The sequence below is a fragment of the Mycobacterium liflandii genome (genome assembly GCF_022354805.1).
Taxonomy (GTDB): Bacteria; Actinomycetota; Actinomycetes; order Mycobacteriales; family Mycobacteriaceae; genus Mycobacterium; species Mycobacterium marinum.
Window position 1 is genome coordinate 4,463,512 of sequence record NZ_CP023138.1, and the last position, 16,494, is coordinate 4,480,005.

General features: G+C 64.2%; 11 protein-coding genes and 5 pseudogenes. 8 read left to right on the plus strand and 8 right to left on the minus strand.

What is annotated here, in order from left to right:
* Nucleotides 1–17 precede the first annotated feature (17 nt).
* Nucleotides 18–956 (minus strand): LysR family transcriptional regulator, encoded by a 939-nt coding sequence (locus tag CKW46_RS19850; RefSeq protein ID WP_015356310.1) that lies wholly within the window; start codon nucleotides 954–956, stop codon nucleotides 18–20.
* Nucleotides 957–1,033: 77 nt separating this feature from the next.
* On the opposite strand from CKW46_RS19850, the pseudogene CKW46_RS19855 reads away from it, so the two are divergent.
* A pseudogene (locus tag CKW46_RS19855) lies at nucleotides 1,034–2,407 on the plus strand (FAD-dependent oxidoreductase).
* Between the two features lie 22 nt (nucleotides 2,408–2,429).
* A complete protein-coding gene (fdxA, locus tag CKW46_RS19860) occupies nucleotides 2,430–2,756 on the plus strand; it encodes a ferredoxin (RefSeq protein ID WP_117435981.1) in 327 nt (108 codons plus the stop codon).
* Nucleotides 2,757–2,882: 126 nt separating this feature from the next.
* Here fdxA and CKW46_RS19865 read toward each other — a convergent pair whose 3' ends face one another.
* Entirely contained in the window at nucleotides 2,883–3,476 is a 594-nt protein-coding gene (locus CKW46_RS19865; RefSeq protein WP_015356312.1) for a TetR/AcrR family transcriptional regulator, read from the minus strand.
* A gap of 184 nt (nucleotides 3,477–3,660) precedes the next feature.
* On the minus strand, nucleotides 3,661–5,022 hold the full coding sequence (locus tag CKW46_RS19870; RefSeq protein WP_482052301.1) for a PE family protein: 1,362 nt from the start codon (nucleotides 5,020–5,022) through the stop codon (nucleotides 3,661–3,663).
* 284 nt (nucleotides 5,023–5,306) lie between these two features.
* Between CKW46_RS19870 and CKW46_RS19875 the strand changes: the two genes are divergently transcribed.
* The gene (locus tag CKW46_RS19875) at nucleotides 5,307–6,539 is read left to right on the plus strand and encodes an alpha/beta hydrolase family protein (protein ID WP_482052302.1); all 1,233 of its coding nucleotides are present in this window, start codon (nucleotides 5,307–5,309) and stop codon (nucleotides 6,537–6,539) included.
* A gap of 8 nt (nucleotides 6,540–6,547) precedes the next feature.
* On the opposite strand, the gene CKW46_RS19880 is transcribed toward CKW46_RS19875, so the two are convergent.
* From CKW46_RS19880 to CKW46_RS19895, 4 genes and pseudogenes are all read right to left on the minus strand, one after another.
* A complete protein-coding gene (locus CKW46_RS19880; protein ID WP_117435979.1) occupies nucleotides 6,548–7,366 on the minus strand; it encodes a 1-acyl-sn-glycerol-3-phosphate acyltransferase in 819 nt (272 codons plus the stop codon).
* A gap of 290 nt (nucleotides 7,367–7,656) precedes the next feature.
* Nucleotides 7,657–8,376: pseudogene (locus CKW46_RS19885) on the minus strand (PE-PPE domain-containing protein); the annotation flags it as partial.
* A gap of 9 nt (nucleotides 8,377–8,385) precedes the next feature.
* Nucleotides 8,386–9,588 (minus strand): annotated as a pseudogene (locus CKW46_RS19890) (ISAs1-like element IS2404/ISMul1 family transposase).
* 108 nt (nucleotides 9,589–9,696) lie between these two features.
* Nucleotides 9,697–10,491 carry a PE-PPE domain-containing protein gene (locus CKW46_RS19895; protein ID WP_252872484.1) on the minus strand — a complete coding sequence of 265 codons (795 nt, stop codon included), beginning with the start codon at nucleotides 10,489–10,491 and terminating at the stop codon, nucleotides 9,697–9,699.
* 187 nt (nucleotides 10,492–10,678) lie between these two features.
* On the opposite strand from CKW46_RS19895, the gene CKW46_RS19900 reads away from it, so the two are divergent.
* The 5 genes and pseudogenes from CKW46_RS19900 (at nucleotide 10,679) to CKW46_RS19920 (ending at nucleotide 15,704) form a co-directional block, all read left to right on the plus strand.
* Nucleotides 10,679–11,950: an alpha/beta hydrolase gene (locus CKW46_RS19900; protein WP_117436683.1), complete on the plus strand. Its 1,272-nt coding sequence runs from the start codon at nucleotides 10,679–10,681 to the stop codon at nucleotides 11,948–11,950.
* Nucleotides 11,947–12,947: pseudogene (locus tag CKW46_RS19905) on the plus strand (tocopherol cyclase family protein). Before CKW46_RS19900 ends, CKW46_RS19905 begins: the two are co-directional and overlap by 4 nt.
* Before the next feature lie 248 nt (nucleotides 12,948–13,195).
* Nucleotides 13,196–13,842 (plus strand): annotated as a pseudogene (locus CKW46_RS19910) (wax ester/triacylglycerol synthase family O-acyltransferase); the annotation flags it as partial.
* Nucleotides 13,843–13,986: 144 nt separating this feature from the next.
* Complete coding sequence (locus CKW46_RS19915; protein WP_482053448.1) at nucleotides 13,987–14,475, plus strand: WS/DGAT domain-containing protein; 489 nt, start codon at nucleotides 13,987–13,989, stop codon at nucleotides 14,473–14,475.
* 80 nt (nucleotides 14,476–14,555) lie between these two features.
* Nucleotides 14,556–15,704, plus strand: coding sequence for an acyl-CoA dehydrogenase family protein (locus CKW46_RS19920; RefSeq protein WP_012395073.1), 1,149 nt, complete (start codon nucleotides 14,556–14,558; stop codon nucleotides 15,702–15,704).
* A 5-nt stretch (nucleotides 15,705–15,709) separates the two neighbouring features.
* Here the strand turns inward: CKW46_RS19920 and CKW46_RS19925 are convergent, their stop codons facing one another.
* The gene (locus CKW46_RS19925; RefSeq protein WP_499018132.1) at nucleotides 15,710–16,402 is read right to left on the minus strand and encodes a mycothiol-dependent nitroreductase Rv2466c family protein; all 693 of its coding nucleotides are present in this window, start codon (nucleotides 16,400–16,402) and stop codon (nucleotides 15,710–15,712) included.
* Between the last annotated feature and the right edge of the window lie 92 nt (nucleotides 16,403–16,494).

Consider the following 16,494-nt stretch of genomic DNA (forward strand, 5'->3'; position numbering starts at 1 on the left):
TGTCCGCCGGGCGCCGGCTACTCACCGCCGGACGTGATGTGGCTCAGCAATTCTCGTATTGCCCCGGCGGGCGGAACACGCCCACCGACCCAGATGGCTCGAAGCTGGCGGCGCAGGTCCAGGCCAGGGATGCTGATGGCCCGTAACCGGCCGACCGCCAGGTCATCGGCGATGGCCAACCGGCTCATCGCCGCGGACCCCGCACCGGCCAAGACCGCGGCGCGCATCGCCGCCGCCGACGAGAGTTCAAGAACCGGCGATGCTTGAACCATGTCCTCACCCAGCACCTGACGCAGCGCCACGGTCAGCGAATCGCGGATGCCAGAGCGGGGTTCGCGGGTAACCAGTGGCGTCTCGGCCAGCTCGCGGGCGGTCACCGGGCTGGGCCGCCGAGTCCACTTGTGCCCGGGCGGGACGACCACCACCAAGTCGTCGTGGCCCACCACACGACTGCCCAGTCCGGTCGGCGGACCGGGATTCTCGACGAATCCGAGATCGGCGGTGCCGTCACGAACCGCGGCGATCGCGTGGTCACTGTTGGTGGCGGTCAAGATCACTTGCGGGGCGGTGGTGCCGCGCCGCTTGGCCGCGTCCTGCAATGCCAGCAGCCAATGCGGCATCAGCTGTTCGGCAATCGTCTGGCTGGCCGCCACCCGGATCCGTTCGCGTCCCTCCTTACGCAGCGATCCAAGGCCCGCATCGATCTCCTGTGCCACTTCAAGCAGGCGGGCTGCCCATTCGGATACGATCAGGCCGGCTGGGGTAAGTTGTGAGCCGCGCGTCGTGCGGACGGCCAACGTCACGCCGGTGTGGGCCTCCATGGCCGCGAGCCGCTTGGACACCGCTTGTTGGGTCAGCCCAAGCTCGCGGGCGGCTGCCCCCAGGCTTCCGGTCTGGGCGATTGCCAGAAAGATTTCAAAAGAGGCAAGTTCGGGCATGCGGGGGCTGAGCGGCATGCTTGATCAAATCACAGCCAATGCTTGTGACTCCACAACATCGACACCTCTACCCGGTCGCGTGGGGGATGACGAGCATGAGAGACATGACCCGTCTCTACCACGTAGCGATTGTGGTTTCCGGCCCGTCCGGGTTTTTTGCGACGGCGGCCCTGCTCAAAGCCGCCAATGCGTCGGATCAGATCGATGTCGCGGTCGACATGCTGGAGATGTTGCCGACGCCCTGAGGCCTGGTCCGTTCCGGTGTCGCGCCCGATCACCCCAAGATCAAATCGGTAAGCCAGCAGTTCGAGAAGACCGCGCAGGACCCCCGTTTTCGCTTTTTCGGCAACATCAAGGTGGGCGAGCATGTCGAAGCGGCCGACCTGGCCCTGCGCTACGACGCGGTGATCTACGCCGTCGGTGCGCAGTCTGACCGTGCACTCGACATTGCCGGCGAGCAGCTGCCGGGCAGTGTTGCCGCGGTTGATTTCGTCGGCTGGTACAACGCGCACCCGCACTTTGAGCAGATGGCACCGGATCTGTCCGGCGCCCGCGCCGTCGTCATAGGCAACGGCAACGTTGCCGTCGACGTCGCGCGCATCCTGGTGACCGATCCAGATGTACTGGCCGCCACCGACATCGCCGATCACGCGCTGGAATCGTTGCGCGCCCGCACGGTTGAGGAAGTGGTGATCATCGGTCGGCGCGGCCCCTTGCAGAGCGCGTTTACCACACTGGAGTTGCGTGAACTCGGCGAGCTCGACGGCGTCGACGTCGTAGTCGACCCAGCCCAGCTTGACGGCATCAGCGATGACGATGCGGCCGCAATAGGCAAAGTCGCCAAACAAAACCTCAAGGTGCTGCGCGATTACGCCAGTCACCCGGCCCGACGGGGGCACCGTCGGATCGTGCTGCGTTTCTTGACGTCTCCCATCGAGATCAAGGGAGACGGCAAGGTGGAAAGCATCGTGGTCGGCAGAAATGACTTGGTGAGCGACGCCAGCGGACGAATGATGGCCAAGGACACCGGCGCACGTGAGGAACTGCCCGCCCAACTGGTGGTGCGCGCCGTCGGCTATCGCGGTATCCCCACCCCTGGCTTGCCGTTTGACACCAATAGCGCCACCATCCCCCACAGTGGCGGTCGAGTCGCGGGCAGCAGCAACGAATACGTCGTTGGCTGGATCAAGCGTGGACCGACCGGCGTAATCGGAACGAACAAGAAAGACTCCCAGGACACCGTCGACACCCTGCTCGAGGACCTGGCGCACCAACCCGCCACCCCGGCCGCCGACCAGAACCGCGGCGACGCGCTCGCCCAATGGTTGATCTCCTGCCAGCCGCAACTGATTGCCGCTGCGCACTGGGAGGCTATCGACAACTTTGAGCGCGAAGCCGGCCAGTCCCAGCAGCGTCCCCGCGTCAAGGTCGCGAGTCTGCCCGAACTGCTTCGCATTGGCCACGGCTGACATCTCCTGGAAGGAAACCGCTATGACATATGTTATTGCCGAACCCTGCGTCGACATCAAAGACAAGGCGTGCATCGAGGAATGCCCCGTCGACTGCATTTACGAAGGCGCCCGGATACTCTACATCCACCCCGATGAGTGCGTCGACTGTGGTGCCTGCGAACCGGTGTGCCCGGTTGAGTCGATCTACTACGAAGACGATCTGCCCGCCGAATACAGCGGCTACACACAAATCAACGTCGACTTCTTCAGCGAGCTCGGCTCGCCCGGCGGCGCCGCGAAAGTCGGTCTCACCGAGAACGATCCGGACGCCGTCAAGAGCCTGGAAATCCGGGCGGAGGCCCAGTAACACCAACCCGGATCAAACCCACCAGACCCTGCCCGGGCGGCGCGTATGACCCGCCCGGGCAGTTTTTCGTTCCGCCCGCGCCGAGAGCCGAGAATCACTGCCACACTGAGGGACAGGACGGCCCGGCTACTCCCGCAACAAGAATTCCAGAAACCAATTGCGTTCCGGCGCCGCCGTCTGCCTCTTCAGCGCCGAACCGAATAAGCCCTTAAGCGCCGAACCGGACATGTGCAGCAGCCCCAGCCCGGCGGCAAAGGCTGTGTTGGCACGCATTTCGGCCTCGTCGGCATCAAATCCGTAGTCGCAGAACGCCTGCTGCACGGCTCGCACCATCCGGCGGTCGGCCGAAAGGACCGCGGCCGCAACGGTCTTGTCGGACCGGGCCCACTCGCGCATGGCGCGTTCGAGCTTCCACAGTCGAGGCCTGGCCAGCAGGGCCATCATCAGCGCCAACCGTTCCCGCGGCTCGACCTCACTCAGACCTTCGATTTCGTCGCGATCTTCGTCGCGGAACTGCGCCCACGCCTCAACGAGCGCGTGCCGGTAGCCTTCCATGTCGGCGAAATGCCAGTAGAAACTGCCCTTCGTTACGCCTAGGCGGGCGCAAAGCTGATCCAGCTTGAGCGAACTGAGTCCTTCCTCGGCCAATATTTCGAACCCAGCCTGCACCCAGTCGTCTACCCCAAGCCTGCGATTTCCCGACGTGCTACGCCCTGCCATGAATTCGAGCCTACGTACTGTTGGCACTGCTCTTGCTGTGAGGTGCCCAACAGGGCAAGCATCCCACCAGTCGGCCAGATGTGGGCCTCGAGTGATTTCGCAGGCCAACGGCCCGGCCCCGCCGGCGCGTCATGGTCGCCGACAAGGTTGGCCCCGACCAAGTCGGCGCCCGGCAAAGCGCCGGTTACCCGCTCGGTCCGGGCCGGCCAAATAGCAGCCCGCCGCTACCACCGGCGCCGGGGTCACCGGGGCCCCGGCTGATTGGACCAGTTCCACCACCACCGGCGACGGCGCCGGCACCACCATTCCCGATCAGCCCGGCGCTACCACCGTTTCCGCCATCTCCACCGCGGCCAGCCTCTGTTGTCCCATCCCCTCCGCTCCCCCCAGCGCCACCACCAGCACCGTTGCCGATCAGCCACCCCCCACAACCTCCGGCGCCACCGGTGCCCGCATCGCCCCCATCGGCGCCACTTCCACCAGTCCCGCCGGACCCACCGGCGCCGCCGTCACCGAACAGCCCGGGCGCGCCGCCGTTTCCACCGAGTCCGCCAGCACCGCCGAATGCCTTCAAGCTGGCATCATCTCCGGCGTTGCCTGCGTCGCCCCCGGATCCGCCGCCACCCCAGAGCAGGCCCCCATTGCCCCCATCGCCACCAGATCCACCGAATCCCCCGAACTCGCCATTGCCGAGGTTGTTGGTGGCACCGCCGCCCCCGTGCCCGCCAAAACCGCCATCGCCGAACAACATGGCGGAACCGCCATTACCGCCATTCCCGCCGGCACCCCCAAAAGCCCCGACGGGATCAACCCCACCTCTTCCGCCATTGCCGCCGTGCCCACCCATCCCGCCGAATATCCCAGCCGCGCCGCCATTCCCGCCGGCACCCCCACTCACAAAGCTGGCGGGATTGGCACCCGCGGCACCGCCATCACCCCCTGCCCCTCCGTTGCCGTACAGCAGCCCGCCGTTGCCCCCCAACCCGCCGGCCCCGCCAGCCGAGCCGCTGGTTCCATCGACACCCGAGCCGCCATTACCGCCATTGCCGAAAAGTCCAGCGGCCCCGCCCGCACCACCGGCAGGGTGTGCGGCATCGCCGGCCGCACCGCTTCCTCCGTTGCCCCACAACAACCCGCCGTCACCGCCGCTACCCCCTGGGGCCGTCGCGTTGCTGCCATTGCCGATCAATGGCCGCCCCAGTAGTGATTGGGTGGGCGTGCTAATCACGTTGAGCACGTCTTGCTCCAGTTGCTGCAAAGGCGCAACGTTGGCCGCTTCAGCGGCCGCGTAGAGCTCCGCGCCTACGTTCAAAGACTGGATAAACTGCTGATGAAACATCGCGACCTGAGCACCTAGCCGTTGATACGCCTGGGCATGGCCGGCCAGCAACGCCGCGATCGCCGACGACACCTCATCGGCACCAGCCCCCAGCACACCGGTGGTGGGCGCCGCCGCCGTGTTCGCTTCGACCAGCACAGACCCGATTCGTTGTAGTTCCATTGCCGCCGACATCAGAGCCTGGGGCGCCACCGCGACAGATCGCATCGCAAATCCTCCAAGGGAATCGTTGTCCACTCATCCACTGCCCATCCCTCGGAGCCAAAGTTCCTCCTGCCGTGCGAATACCGGATAGGCGGACAGCGCGGTACACACCGTACCATCTAGAATGTTACTGGGAGATGATGTCTGCGACCGGGCACTGCCCGGGCGATGTGCAAGTGACGCGCGAGCGCGATCATGGCTTGTGCCGTGCGCCGACTCGAGTCAACGCAGCTAGGCTGGCCATATCCAGTCCCGTACCCTGCCGTGTTCAACGAAGTAGAGGCCAGATGCAGGACATCGACCAAACGGCCGCCTCGCCGCGCCCGAGCCGCGGCAACGCCAGTCCCCTGCAGCAGATGCTGGGCCCACTCACCCGTACCGGTGGGTTCTACGCCCGAACTTGGGGCACGTACCTGGATCGCCAGCCTGGCGAACTTCCGGTGGCAAGACCCACACTCGCACTGGCCGCCCAGGCATTCCGAGACGAGATCATGCTGGCCGGCTTCGGCATGCTGCGGCCCACACCCACGACAACGACGCTGGAACAGACCGATCGCGAGGTGCTCGCGGCGCTGCAGATGTACCGCCAACACGGATGGCTTGACCGGCCCGAAGCATTCTTCGCGGCTCCCCCGCCGCTCGCCGATGTCACCGTCAAACGCGTGCATAGCATGGGACGCACCTACCAGCGCATCTCGTTCGACAGCGAGTACCAGCCCCACCCCGGCGAACCGGGCCGCGAGCGATGGCTCAGCTACCCGGGAAACCGGCGGGTGTACGGCCTGATGCTGCAACACCGTCGGCCCCGTCCCTGGCTGATCTGCGTGCACGGCGCAGAGATGGGGCGTGCCGCGCTCGATCTGATGCTGTTTCACGCCTGGCACCTGTACTCGGATCTGGGTCTTAACGTCGTGTTGCCGGTGCTGCCGCTGCATGGCCCCCGGGCGCGGGGTCGACCCAAGGGCGCCGCGTTCCCAAGTGAGAACGTGCTCGATGCAGTCCATGGCGCCGCCCAAGCCGTGTGGGACTTGCGGCGTCTGCTGTCCTGGATTCGCTCACAGCAGGCCGGCCCGATGATCGGGCTCAATGGGATTTCCCTCGGAGGTCTGCTCAGCGCGCTGGTCGCCAGCCTCGACGACGGGCTCACGTGCGCGATCCTGGGAGTGCCGGCCGTCGATGTGGTTGATCTGATTGGCCGTCATGCCGGAATCAGTGGGCATCGCCGGCTCCGTCAGACGATGAACACGGCCAAGCCCATCGGCCGGATGATCTCACCGTTGGCGCTGACTCCACGTACCCCGCAATCGGGCCGGTTCATCTACGCCGGTGTCGCCGACCGGTTGGTTCACCCTCGCGACCAGGTCGCCCGGCTCTGGGAGCACTGGGGCAAGCCCGAGATTCATTGGTATCAGGGCGGCCACACCGGCTTCTTTGGCTCCCAGCCGGTTCAACGGTTCGTCGACGCCGCGCTGGTTCAGTCGGGGTTGGTGGACCCGGCGCAGCTACGTCGCCGACGCTGACGCAGCCATTAGCCCAGAATCGGGAAGTGACGCTGGGACGCCGACGCGTCCAGCCCGCGCTGCATCACTTGACGCACCCGCGCGTCGACGTCTGAGGCATCGGGGTGATCGCCGAACTCGGTGACGATGTCGATCGGCGGCAACACCTCGGTGACGATCTTGGTGGGCAGCGGCACGTTGACCGGCGCCACGACGCTGAACCCGAACGGAATACCGAAAGTGACCGGCAGGATGTTGGTGCGAAACAGCTTGCGTTCCAGCCTGGTGAGCCGCAGCGCACGCGCGACGCGCCTACCCCGGGTCAAGAACAACTGGCCTTCCTGCCCGCCGATGGACACCGCGGGAACGATCGGCACCTTTGCCTCGATAGCGGTGGCCGCGTAACCGGTCCGACCGCCGAAGTCAATGACGTTCTCGCGCAAGGTCGGTCGATACACGTCAAGGTCTCCGCCCGGAAAGACCAGCACTACCGCACCCGACGCCAACGCCGCGGCCGCGTTGGCCCGCGTCGCGCGGATCACCCCGGTGCGGTTGAAGAACTCCGCGGCGGGCCCGGCGAACAAGGTGTCAAAGCCAAGCGCGAACAACGGGCGCTCGTAGCCGTACTGGTCGTAGTAGCCGACGGCAAAAACCGACAGATCAAACGAAACCAGGCCACCGGAATGGTTCGACACCAGCAGGGACGCACCGGGCGGGATGTTGTCCAGGCCACGCACCTCGGAACGGAAATAGCGCTTGACAATCGGCCTGGTCAGGGCGATGACATGCGCGGTGAGGGCGCGATCCCACTTGTCGATGTCGGTGGTATTGCTCCGGGTTTTGCTCATGTCATGCCTAGCTCACGGGTGCCGGCTTTGATGCTACACCGCCCCAGGGGCACCGTAGCGCTGTGTTGCAGCGAAATCAGCGGCCCTCGGAATTCCAGGTGATGACAAGCGCCTCAACAGCTCTCGACCACATCACGCACCTGGCGGAGTTCCCAAAGCCCAGACCCGTAAGTACGTCTCGGCCCGGCCGGTCACCATTGCAACGCACGGGACGCGGCTGCGGATCCGCTCGTCATCGACTGACTTCCAGATCGATCGCCCTCGCCGATCACCCAGCCAGACCGATCGAGCTAGGGAAAGAGACTCTGCAGATCTCTGATGTTGCTTTGGAGAGTTCCGATGGCGACCAGGGCGACTACTCCACCCGAGATCGCGGTCAGTCCCACGTCGGCCGCGATGGGATATCCGAACGCATTGATGAGGTTGCCCTGCAGGAGTTGATCGACAAAGAGGGTGGCGTCATAAGTGGGCATCGTGATGACGAAGGCCGTGCCGATGTCTGCCAACGGAAGCAGAGTTGCGTAGTCGTCGGAGACAATCTTGGTCAGCGCGTTGACGACCTCTACCGGAGTGGGGGCCGCCGCGAGCGCGGCCATGAGGTCCGGCGCTTGCAGCATCGGCGGTGATGGCAGCGTGGCCGGCTGCGAGAACATTTGCTGAATATCGGCCGAGAAGTCGCTAATGCCCTGCTTCGTTCCCGTCACCAGCGCGTCGGCGATGACGTGTGGCGGCACATCGGGGAACAAGCCGAACGGCGTCGTAATGTCGGCGGGGCTCGTGGAATAACCGTAGGCGGGGTCGCCATAGCCGAGGTTGACGAGCACTTTCAGGTCCGGCTGGATCAAGTTCGCCAAGGGGTTCCCGATGACCGGGATCGCACGTAGCGGCTCCAGAAGTGGCAAGTTTTCCGTCGGAAGAATGTAGTAACTGGTGACGCCTGAGTAGCCTGGGGAGGTCGCCAATGGAATCGCATTATCGACCTGAGCTTGGGTGAGATCCCAGGGCTCCGGCGTTGTTGATTAGCAGGCTTGTGAGCTGGGGAATTGTGGATTGAGGAGGTCTAGGCGACGGTTGGCGGTCAAAGCGGTGATCCGGCAGGCTTCGGCGATGTTGTCGGCGCCGTTGAGGCGGTGCAGATTGATCGCGGTGTTGCGTAGCGTTGCTAGGACCTGTGCGCCGTTTCCGGTATGTGCCCTTTGACGGTCTTCGTCGAAGGTGACGTCGCGTATCCAGTGCAGGCTGTTCTCGATTCCCCAGTGTTGACGCATCCAGGTCATGATCGCGGTAGGGCGGGCGTGCTCGAACGGCAGGCTGCAGATGGCATAGACCACCTCCACGCTGCGCTGGTCGGTGGCGGTGATCAAACGTTCACGAGTGATCCGGATGATTTGTTTTGCGTAGGGGAAGCCGATTCCTCGTACAGCGGTGATGATTTGCAGGGTGCGGGTCTCGACACGGCCGTGGCCGCGGGAGTCGTCGGTAGCGGCTGCGGGCACCTCGGCCCAGGGCAGCGCGGTGATACGCGCAAGTATTTTGGCTTGGTTGGACTTGACGATCATCAGGTAGTGCGACTTCAAGGTGGCGCAGATCAACTTCGCGGTGACGACCTGGGTATGCATCGCATCCACAGTGACCAGCCACCGCAAGCTACCCGGCAGCAGCGTGAGCAGGGCACGTACGCAGGGAATTTCATTGCTTTTCTCGGCGACAGCGAGTTGACCGAGCACCAATCAGGCACGGTAGGCGAACACCGACACGAGATGCGTGGCTGTCGCTTTGGCGCGTAAAGCACCACGCAGCATCTTGCCGTCCAACGCGATCGGCACCAATCCACTGGGGTCGCTGCTGGCCACGTGTGCAGTGAAGTAACTGCCCATCCTGGCGTTGAGGTCGGCGGGGTCTAGCCGAGACAAAACAGCGCGAAAGGTCTTCTCACTGGGCCGCCGGAACCGGACCCCTAATTAGGCCAACACATCATCGGGAGCGGTGGCCGCCCATGTAGCAAAAACAGCATAGCCGCGCATCCCCGCGGCAGTGGCCAGAACCGCGATCGCCAACAAAGCCATCAGCGAATACCTCCGACCGCGTGGGTCCCTCGGGTCTGGCACCGAGGCCAACACATCGAGAAACTCCGATCCGATGAGCTCGCTACGCTCACCAGGACTCCAGCGGTCGAACACCTCTGGAACCGACGACACAGGCAATACTGAAACGGTAGGCACGGGCAACTCCAGACCAACGACGAACAGTAACCAACTCGATCGTTCTCCAGATAGCCCGTGCCTACACTCCGGCCCCAATAGCGCGGCACCAAAGATCATCAACCCAGCTCACAAGCCTGCTAATCCAACAACGCCGGAGCCCTGGGTGAGATCCAAATAAGTTGGATGCACATACACAATGTCCATGACCGCATTGAGATCGGAAATAAAATTTAGCGGATAACGCGGGAAGTCGGCAAAGCCATCGTATTCCAGCGTGTAATTCGCGGTCGGGTAAATAGTGTCCGACGGCGTTCCGCCGTAGAAGGTCAGCCCCAGGCTCGGGATCGACAGGTCCGGGAACCGGGCCAGCAATCCGCCGTTCGGGTTCATCTCGTTGCCCAACAGCACGAAGTTCAGCTGAGACGCGGTTGGCGCGGCCGGTCCCAGAGCCGCCAGTTTCTGCATTTCCAAAGAAACGATCACCGCACTCTGCGAAACCCCGAACACCGTGACGGTATTACCGGGAATCGCAAGCTGCTCCATGATCGCGTTATCCAGAATGGTCAACCCCTCGCTTACCGAGGCGTCGAGAGTAAGACTCTTGGTACCGGTCAGCGGATACAGTTCCTCGGGCGTGTTCAGCCCCAACAGGGCATTGGCCGAACGCACGTAGAGTTCATTGGCGAGATTGATAAACCCTGGACCCGGTATCGGAATTCCGGTGCCCCCCATAACCAGCGTCGTAAGATTTGCCGGGAATGGCGGGATCGTGGCAGCGGGCGCCGCGGCCGATGTCACCGGGACGCCCAGCGCACCCGCAAGCGCTGCCGCCCCGGCCGCCTCCGCCTGCACATAGGCATTTCCGGCTTGAGCCAAGGCCTGCTGGAACTCGGTATGGAACGCCGCAACCTGACCGGCCATCGTCTGATAGGGTCGATCTCGGTGTCGGGCTTTGCGCAGAATGAACACCAGATCTGCGCAACCGGCGTTGGGTGAGCACTCAACACAACACTCCCACTCCGTCAGGAACTTCCTTACACGATACGTCGTCAGGTAGTGGGAAGCGCCTGACAAGATAGTGGGAAGCCGAACTAAGTATTGTGGGAACATGGGGCGCGCACAGATCATCCACATCATCCGCCAATTCGGAGCGTTGGGAGTAGCCGCAGTCACCGCGGTGTCCACGCTGAACGCGTATAAACCCGCGTATAAACCCTTGGCACGCAAGGGATTCCTGTCGATTTGGTCGTGGATGTTCGGCCTGGTCGTCACGGAGTTTCCGTTGCAGACTATGGCCAGTCAGGTCGGCGGGCTGTTGTTGACTGCCCAACGCCTCACTCGCCCGGTGCGGGCAATCTCGTGGCTGGTGGCAGGGATCTCGGCATTGGGGTTGTTGAACTTCAATCGGGCAGGCCACCGGGCCGACATCACGCTCAAGGACGCCCTCGACAGTGGCCTGGGGACCGATCGCCGTGCCGGCTCGGCCGGACTGTGGCACCGTCCGGCCGGTCCCGGCACCGCCAAGGCCCCGGGGCCACTGCGCATGTTGCGCATCTATCGCGACTACGCGCACGACTCCAACATCTCCTACGGCGAATACGGCAGCGCCAACCATCTCGACATCTGGCGGCTTCCCGACCTCGATCTCAGCGCCAAGGCGCCAGTGCTTTTTCAAATCCCCGGCGGCGCCTGGACGACAGGAAACAAGCGCGGGCAGGCCCATCCGTTGATGAGCCATCTCGCCGAGCTGGGCTGGGTCTGCGTGGCGATCAACTATCGGCACAGCCCGCGCAATACCTGGCCCGACCACATCATCGACGTCAAACGCGCCCTGGCCTGGGTCAAGGCGCACATCGCCGAATACGGGGGCGACCCCGACTTCATCGCCATCACCGGCGGTTCTGCCGGCGGCCATCTGTCATCGCTGGCCGCACTGACCCCCAACGACCCGCAGTTCCAGCCCGGCTTCGAGGAAGCCGGCACCCGAGTACAGGCGGCCGTGCCGTTCTACGGCGTCTATGACTTCACCCGTTTCGACGACGCGATGCATCCGATGATGCCCGGGCTGCTGGTGCGATCGGTGGTCAAGCAGCGCCCATCGGCCAACCTGCAGCCATTCATCACAGCGTCGCCGGTCAATCATGTGAGCGCCGACGCACCCCCGTTTTTTGTGCTGCACGGCCGCAACGACTCACTGGTTCCGGTCGAGCAGGCCCGCGCGTTCGTCACCGCACTGCAAGGTGTCAGCACCCAGCCGGTGGCCTACGCCGAATTACCCTTCACCCAGCACGCATTCGACATCTTTGGCCCGCGCGCGGCGCATGCCGCCATTGCGGTTGAGCAGTTCCTGGCCGAGACCTACGTACGCCAACAACGATGACGGCTACATATCTGCGCTGGGTGGCCGAAGGCGCCGTCAAGCGACTGGTCGACGCATATCGGAGCACCGGCGCCGATCTGCCTTTCGGTGACCCGTTGCCATCACATGGGCGCGAAATGGAGGGCTGGTTCTGGCGCCTCACCGATCGCGCCTCTGGCCGCGTGGTTGTCGCCCTGTGCAGCGTGAACCAGCACCCGGACGGGGACTGGGCCACGGTCGCGGTGGCGCTGCACCCCGGTGATGTTGTGCGCAGCGTCGCCTTGGACGACGCCAACGCGGACTCATCCCCGTTCTCGGTACATGCCGGCGATGACGACACGGCCCGGGTGGTGGCCGGCACCGATCGACTCCGCATCGACATTGACGACGTTCATCTAGACCTACACTTCAGTGATCCGGTCGAATGGCCCAAGCCGTTCGGGGGCGGTGGACTGTTTTCTTCCATTCCGTTCCTCAACCAGTACTGGCATCCCTACCGCCTCGGCGGGAATGCCAGTGGCACAGTGGGGTTCAATGGCGAAACCTGGTCATTCGACTCGGCCCGGCTCTACTGCGAACGCAATTGGGGCACCGGCTTTCCCGAACACTGGTGGTGGGGTCAAGCGCACGATTTCGACAACGCCGACGCCTCGGTCGCATTCTCTGGGGCCTTCTTCAGTTCGGTCCAATCCGCCAGGATGTTACCGGAGTGGTGGTGCGACTCGGCGACGAGGTGATTCGCGTGACGCCCCCCGCGGTAGTGCGTTCCCAGATCACCGACGGACACTGGCGGGTGCGCGCCTTCTCACTGCATTACCAGATCGAGCTGGAGGGCGAAGGCGCCGGCAGCGGTCCGCATACGCTGCCCGTGCCAGTGCCGGCCCAACGCCACAACGTCGACACCGACTTTGAGCACCTTGCCGGGCGACTCCATTGCGTCGTGCGCAAATTCGGCCGGGTGGTGTTCGACGGCACCTGCGGGCTGGCAGGTTTGGAGGTCGGCAGCCGCCCGAGCTAACAACCGCACGCTGCGTGGCAAAACGGCTGGTGCAAAAGCGGATTCATTCACTCATTCGGCACCACGGAACAGCCACTGCGCGGCGGACGGGATGCCTGGCTAACGGCCATTTCGGCAGCTCCCGAAGCCAGTAATCCGATCGCGCCAACCACGAACCACTGGCAGCCGAAATCGCTAGGGTGGGCCACGTGAAACTACTCAGCCCGCTGGACCAGATGTTCGCACGGATGGAGGCGCCCCGCACCCCGATGCACATCGGGGCGTTTGCAATCTTCGACATGCCCAAGAATGCACCGCGGGGCTTCATCCGTGACCTCTATGAGGCGGTCTCACAGCTGGCATTTCTCCCCTTTCCGTTCGACAGCGTGATCGCCGGCGGCCCCTCCATGGCCTATTGGAAGCAGGTGCAGCCCGACCCGAGTTACCACGTCCGGATGTCCGCACTCCCCCAACCCGGAACCGCACGCGATCTTGGCGCCCTGGTGGAGCGACTGCACTCGACGCCACTGGACATGACCAAGCCGCTGTGGGAACTGCACGTCATCGAGGGTCTGGAAGGCAAGCAGTTCGCCATCTATTTCAAGGCCCACCACTGCGCGGTCGACGGCATGGGCGGGGTCAACCTGATCAAGAGCTGGCTAACCACCGATCCCACCGCCCCCCGGGTTCGGGCAAGCCGGAACCGCTCGGCGATGATTACGATCTGGCCACCGTGTTCGCCGCCACCACGGCCAAGCGTGCGGTCGAGGGCGTTTCGGCGGTCAGCGAGCTGATCGGAAAGATCATCAGCATGGCACGCGGCGCCAACAGCTCGGTACGAGCGGCGCTCACTACCCCGGGCACACCGTTTAACACCCGGATCAACCGGCATCGCCGGCTGGCGGTCCAGGTGCTCAGCCTGCCCCGGCTCAAGGCGGTGTCCAGCGCGACCGGTACCACCATCAACGACGTGGTTTTGGCTTCGATCGGCGGTGCGTGCCGACACTACCTGCGGGATCAGAGCGCCTTGCCGAAGAGCAACCTCACGGTGTCAGTGCCGGTGGGCTTCGAACGTGACGCCGACACGATCAATGCCGCGTCAGGTTTCGTCACCCAGCTAGGCACCTCGATCGAAGACCCGATCGAGCGGCTGACCACGATTTCGGCATCGACCAGCCGGGGCAAAGCCGAACTGCTGGCGTTGTCACCCAACGCCCTGCAGCACTACTCCGTGTTCGGCCTGCTGCCGATCGCGGTGGGACAAAAGAGCGGAGCGCTGGGCATCATCCCGCCCCTGTTCAACTTCACCGTCTCCAACGTGGTGCTGTCCAAGGAGCCGTTGTACCTTTCCGGCGCCAAGCTGGACGTCATCGTTCCCATGTCGTTCCTGTGCGATGGCTACGGCCTCAATGTGACGCTGGTCGGCTATACCGACAAGGTCGTGCTCGGATTCCTCGGTTGCCGCGACACCCTGCCGCATCTGCAACGACTGGCGCGCTACACCGGCGAGGCGTTCGACGAACTCGAGACCGCAACAACCACCGCCTAGCCGGATACCCGAAAGCTCCTGCCAGCGCGACATTGCCGTCCCCGACCTTGGATTGCCATACAGAACGGTATGGTGGACTCATGACGGCCGGCATTACCGACACATTTGTGCACAGCCTCGCACAGCGTGCACACGAGGCCGAAAAACTTCGGCGCTTGCCCGCGGCCACCGTCACCGAACTGACCGCGTCCGGGTTCCCCGACTTGCTCAAACCGGCCCGCTACGGCGGGCAGCAGGCCGAGTTCAGCGCAATTTTCGACCCGGTGCGCCGGATGGCGCACGGGTGTGCCTCAACTGCCTGGACCGCGGCGTTTTACGCCTTGCACAACTGGATGCTGGCCCTCTTCGACGAGCGGGCACAAAGTGAGGGCTTCACCACGACACCATTTCTTGCCCCGGCGCCGTTGGCGCCCACCGGCCGCGGCCTACCCGCCGACGGGGGCGTCCGGTTGAGCGGACGCTGGTCATGGGCAACCGGCGTGATGGACGGCAATTGGATCATCGTCGGCACGTTGTGCGGTTCCGACGATGCGATCTATCCCGCCCTGGCACTGTTGCCCGCCAACGACATTCGGATCATCGACGTGTGGCACACCGACGGGATGCGGGCCACCGGGTCCAACGACGTCGTCATCGAGGACGTCTTCGTACCCACCTACCGGCTGATCAAGGTCACTGATATCTACGCTGGCACCACGCCAGGCTCGAAGGTGCACGAAGCGCCGGCATACCGTTGGCCGTTGGTGCCCGCCCTCGCTCTGGTCGCTGCCATGCCCGCGCTGGGCGCGGCCGAGCACGTCGCGGACGTCTTCACCGCGCGGCTGGGCGAGCGGATCCTGGCCTACGAAGGCGCCAAACAACAGGACAAACCCGCCGCGCAAGTCCGAGTGGGCGAAGCCCGGGTCCGGCTGCGGGCATTGCACGGTCTGCTGGCCGACACCGTCGGGCGAATCGAAGACATCCTCGCGACCGGAGACCGGGTACCGCGTCCGGTCCGCGCCGATGCCCGCCTGGCGGCCGCCCACATCGTGCACGAATCACGTGCGGTGATCGGCGAGTTACTTGAAGCGTCGGGTGCCAGCGCACATTTCCTGAACAACCCTCTGCAGCGAGCCAAACGCGACGTTGACGTGATCAGCGGACACGTCGTCTTCGACTACGACGTCAGCCGAGAACTGGCCGGCGCCTTGGCGATCGGGCGCAAGATCTCCCCCGTCGCTATGGTGTGAGTGGCCTAGCGTCCGGCCAGGCGATCGACATCGATGACTTTGCCGCGGTTGATGCTGACCCAATCGCGCCCATCACGGTACGGGCGCAGACTCTGCCCGATGAGCTCGGCATCGGCCGCCGACTTCGGCCGCTGCAGTTCGTAGACGTGCGGCAGCTCGGCCATCCCGCTGACCACATTCCACAGTTTCAGGGCGTCAGCACCGGTCGGAGGGTCTACCAGCACCGGCCCAAACAAGCATTGCCCGTCCATGAAGAGCGTCGGCACGCCGTATCCATTGGCGTCGACCACTCGCTGATGCTCGGCACGGATCTCGTCGTGGGTGCTCGGATCATCAAGCGCTGCATCGACAACCGCCGCCTCCACGCCGATGTCACCAAGCAGGCGTCGCGCCACCGCGGGATCGTGTGGCTTCCCACCGAGCACGTGCAATTCGTGCCCGATCGCCTCATACCACTGGTCCAGCAACGACATGTCCGATCGGCGCAGCAGTGCGCCGATCCGCATCAGCGACCAGCCGTAGGACCAGTCCCGCTCCCAGGGGTGCTTCTTGCCTTCTGCCCGGTTGATCTCTTCCAAGCTGAAGAACCGCCAATTGATGGTGATTCCCAACTGCGCCCGGACATCGCGAATCCAGACCGAAGTCTGGTAGGCGAACGGACACATCGGGTCAAAGTGGAAATCCACAACGGTGTTCATCACGCTTGACCTTTCCAGCGGGAAACTCGCGACCATGGGTCCTGCCACCGGTTGCGGTTCGCGACTCGATGCTGCTGCCCAGCTTAGCGAGG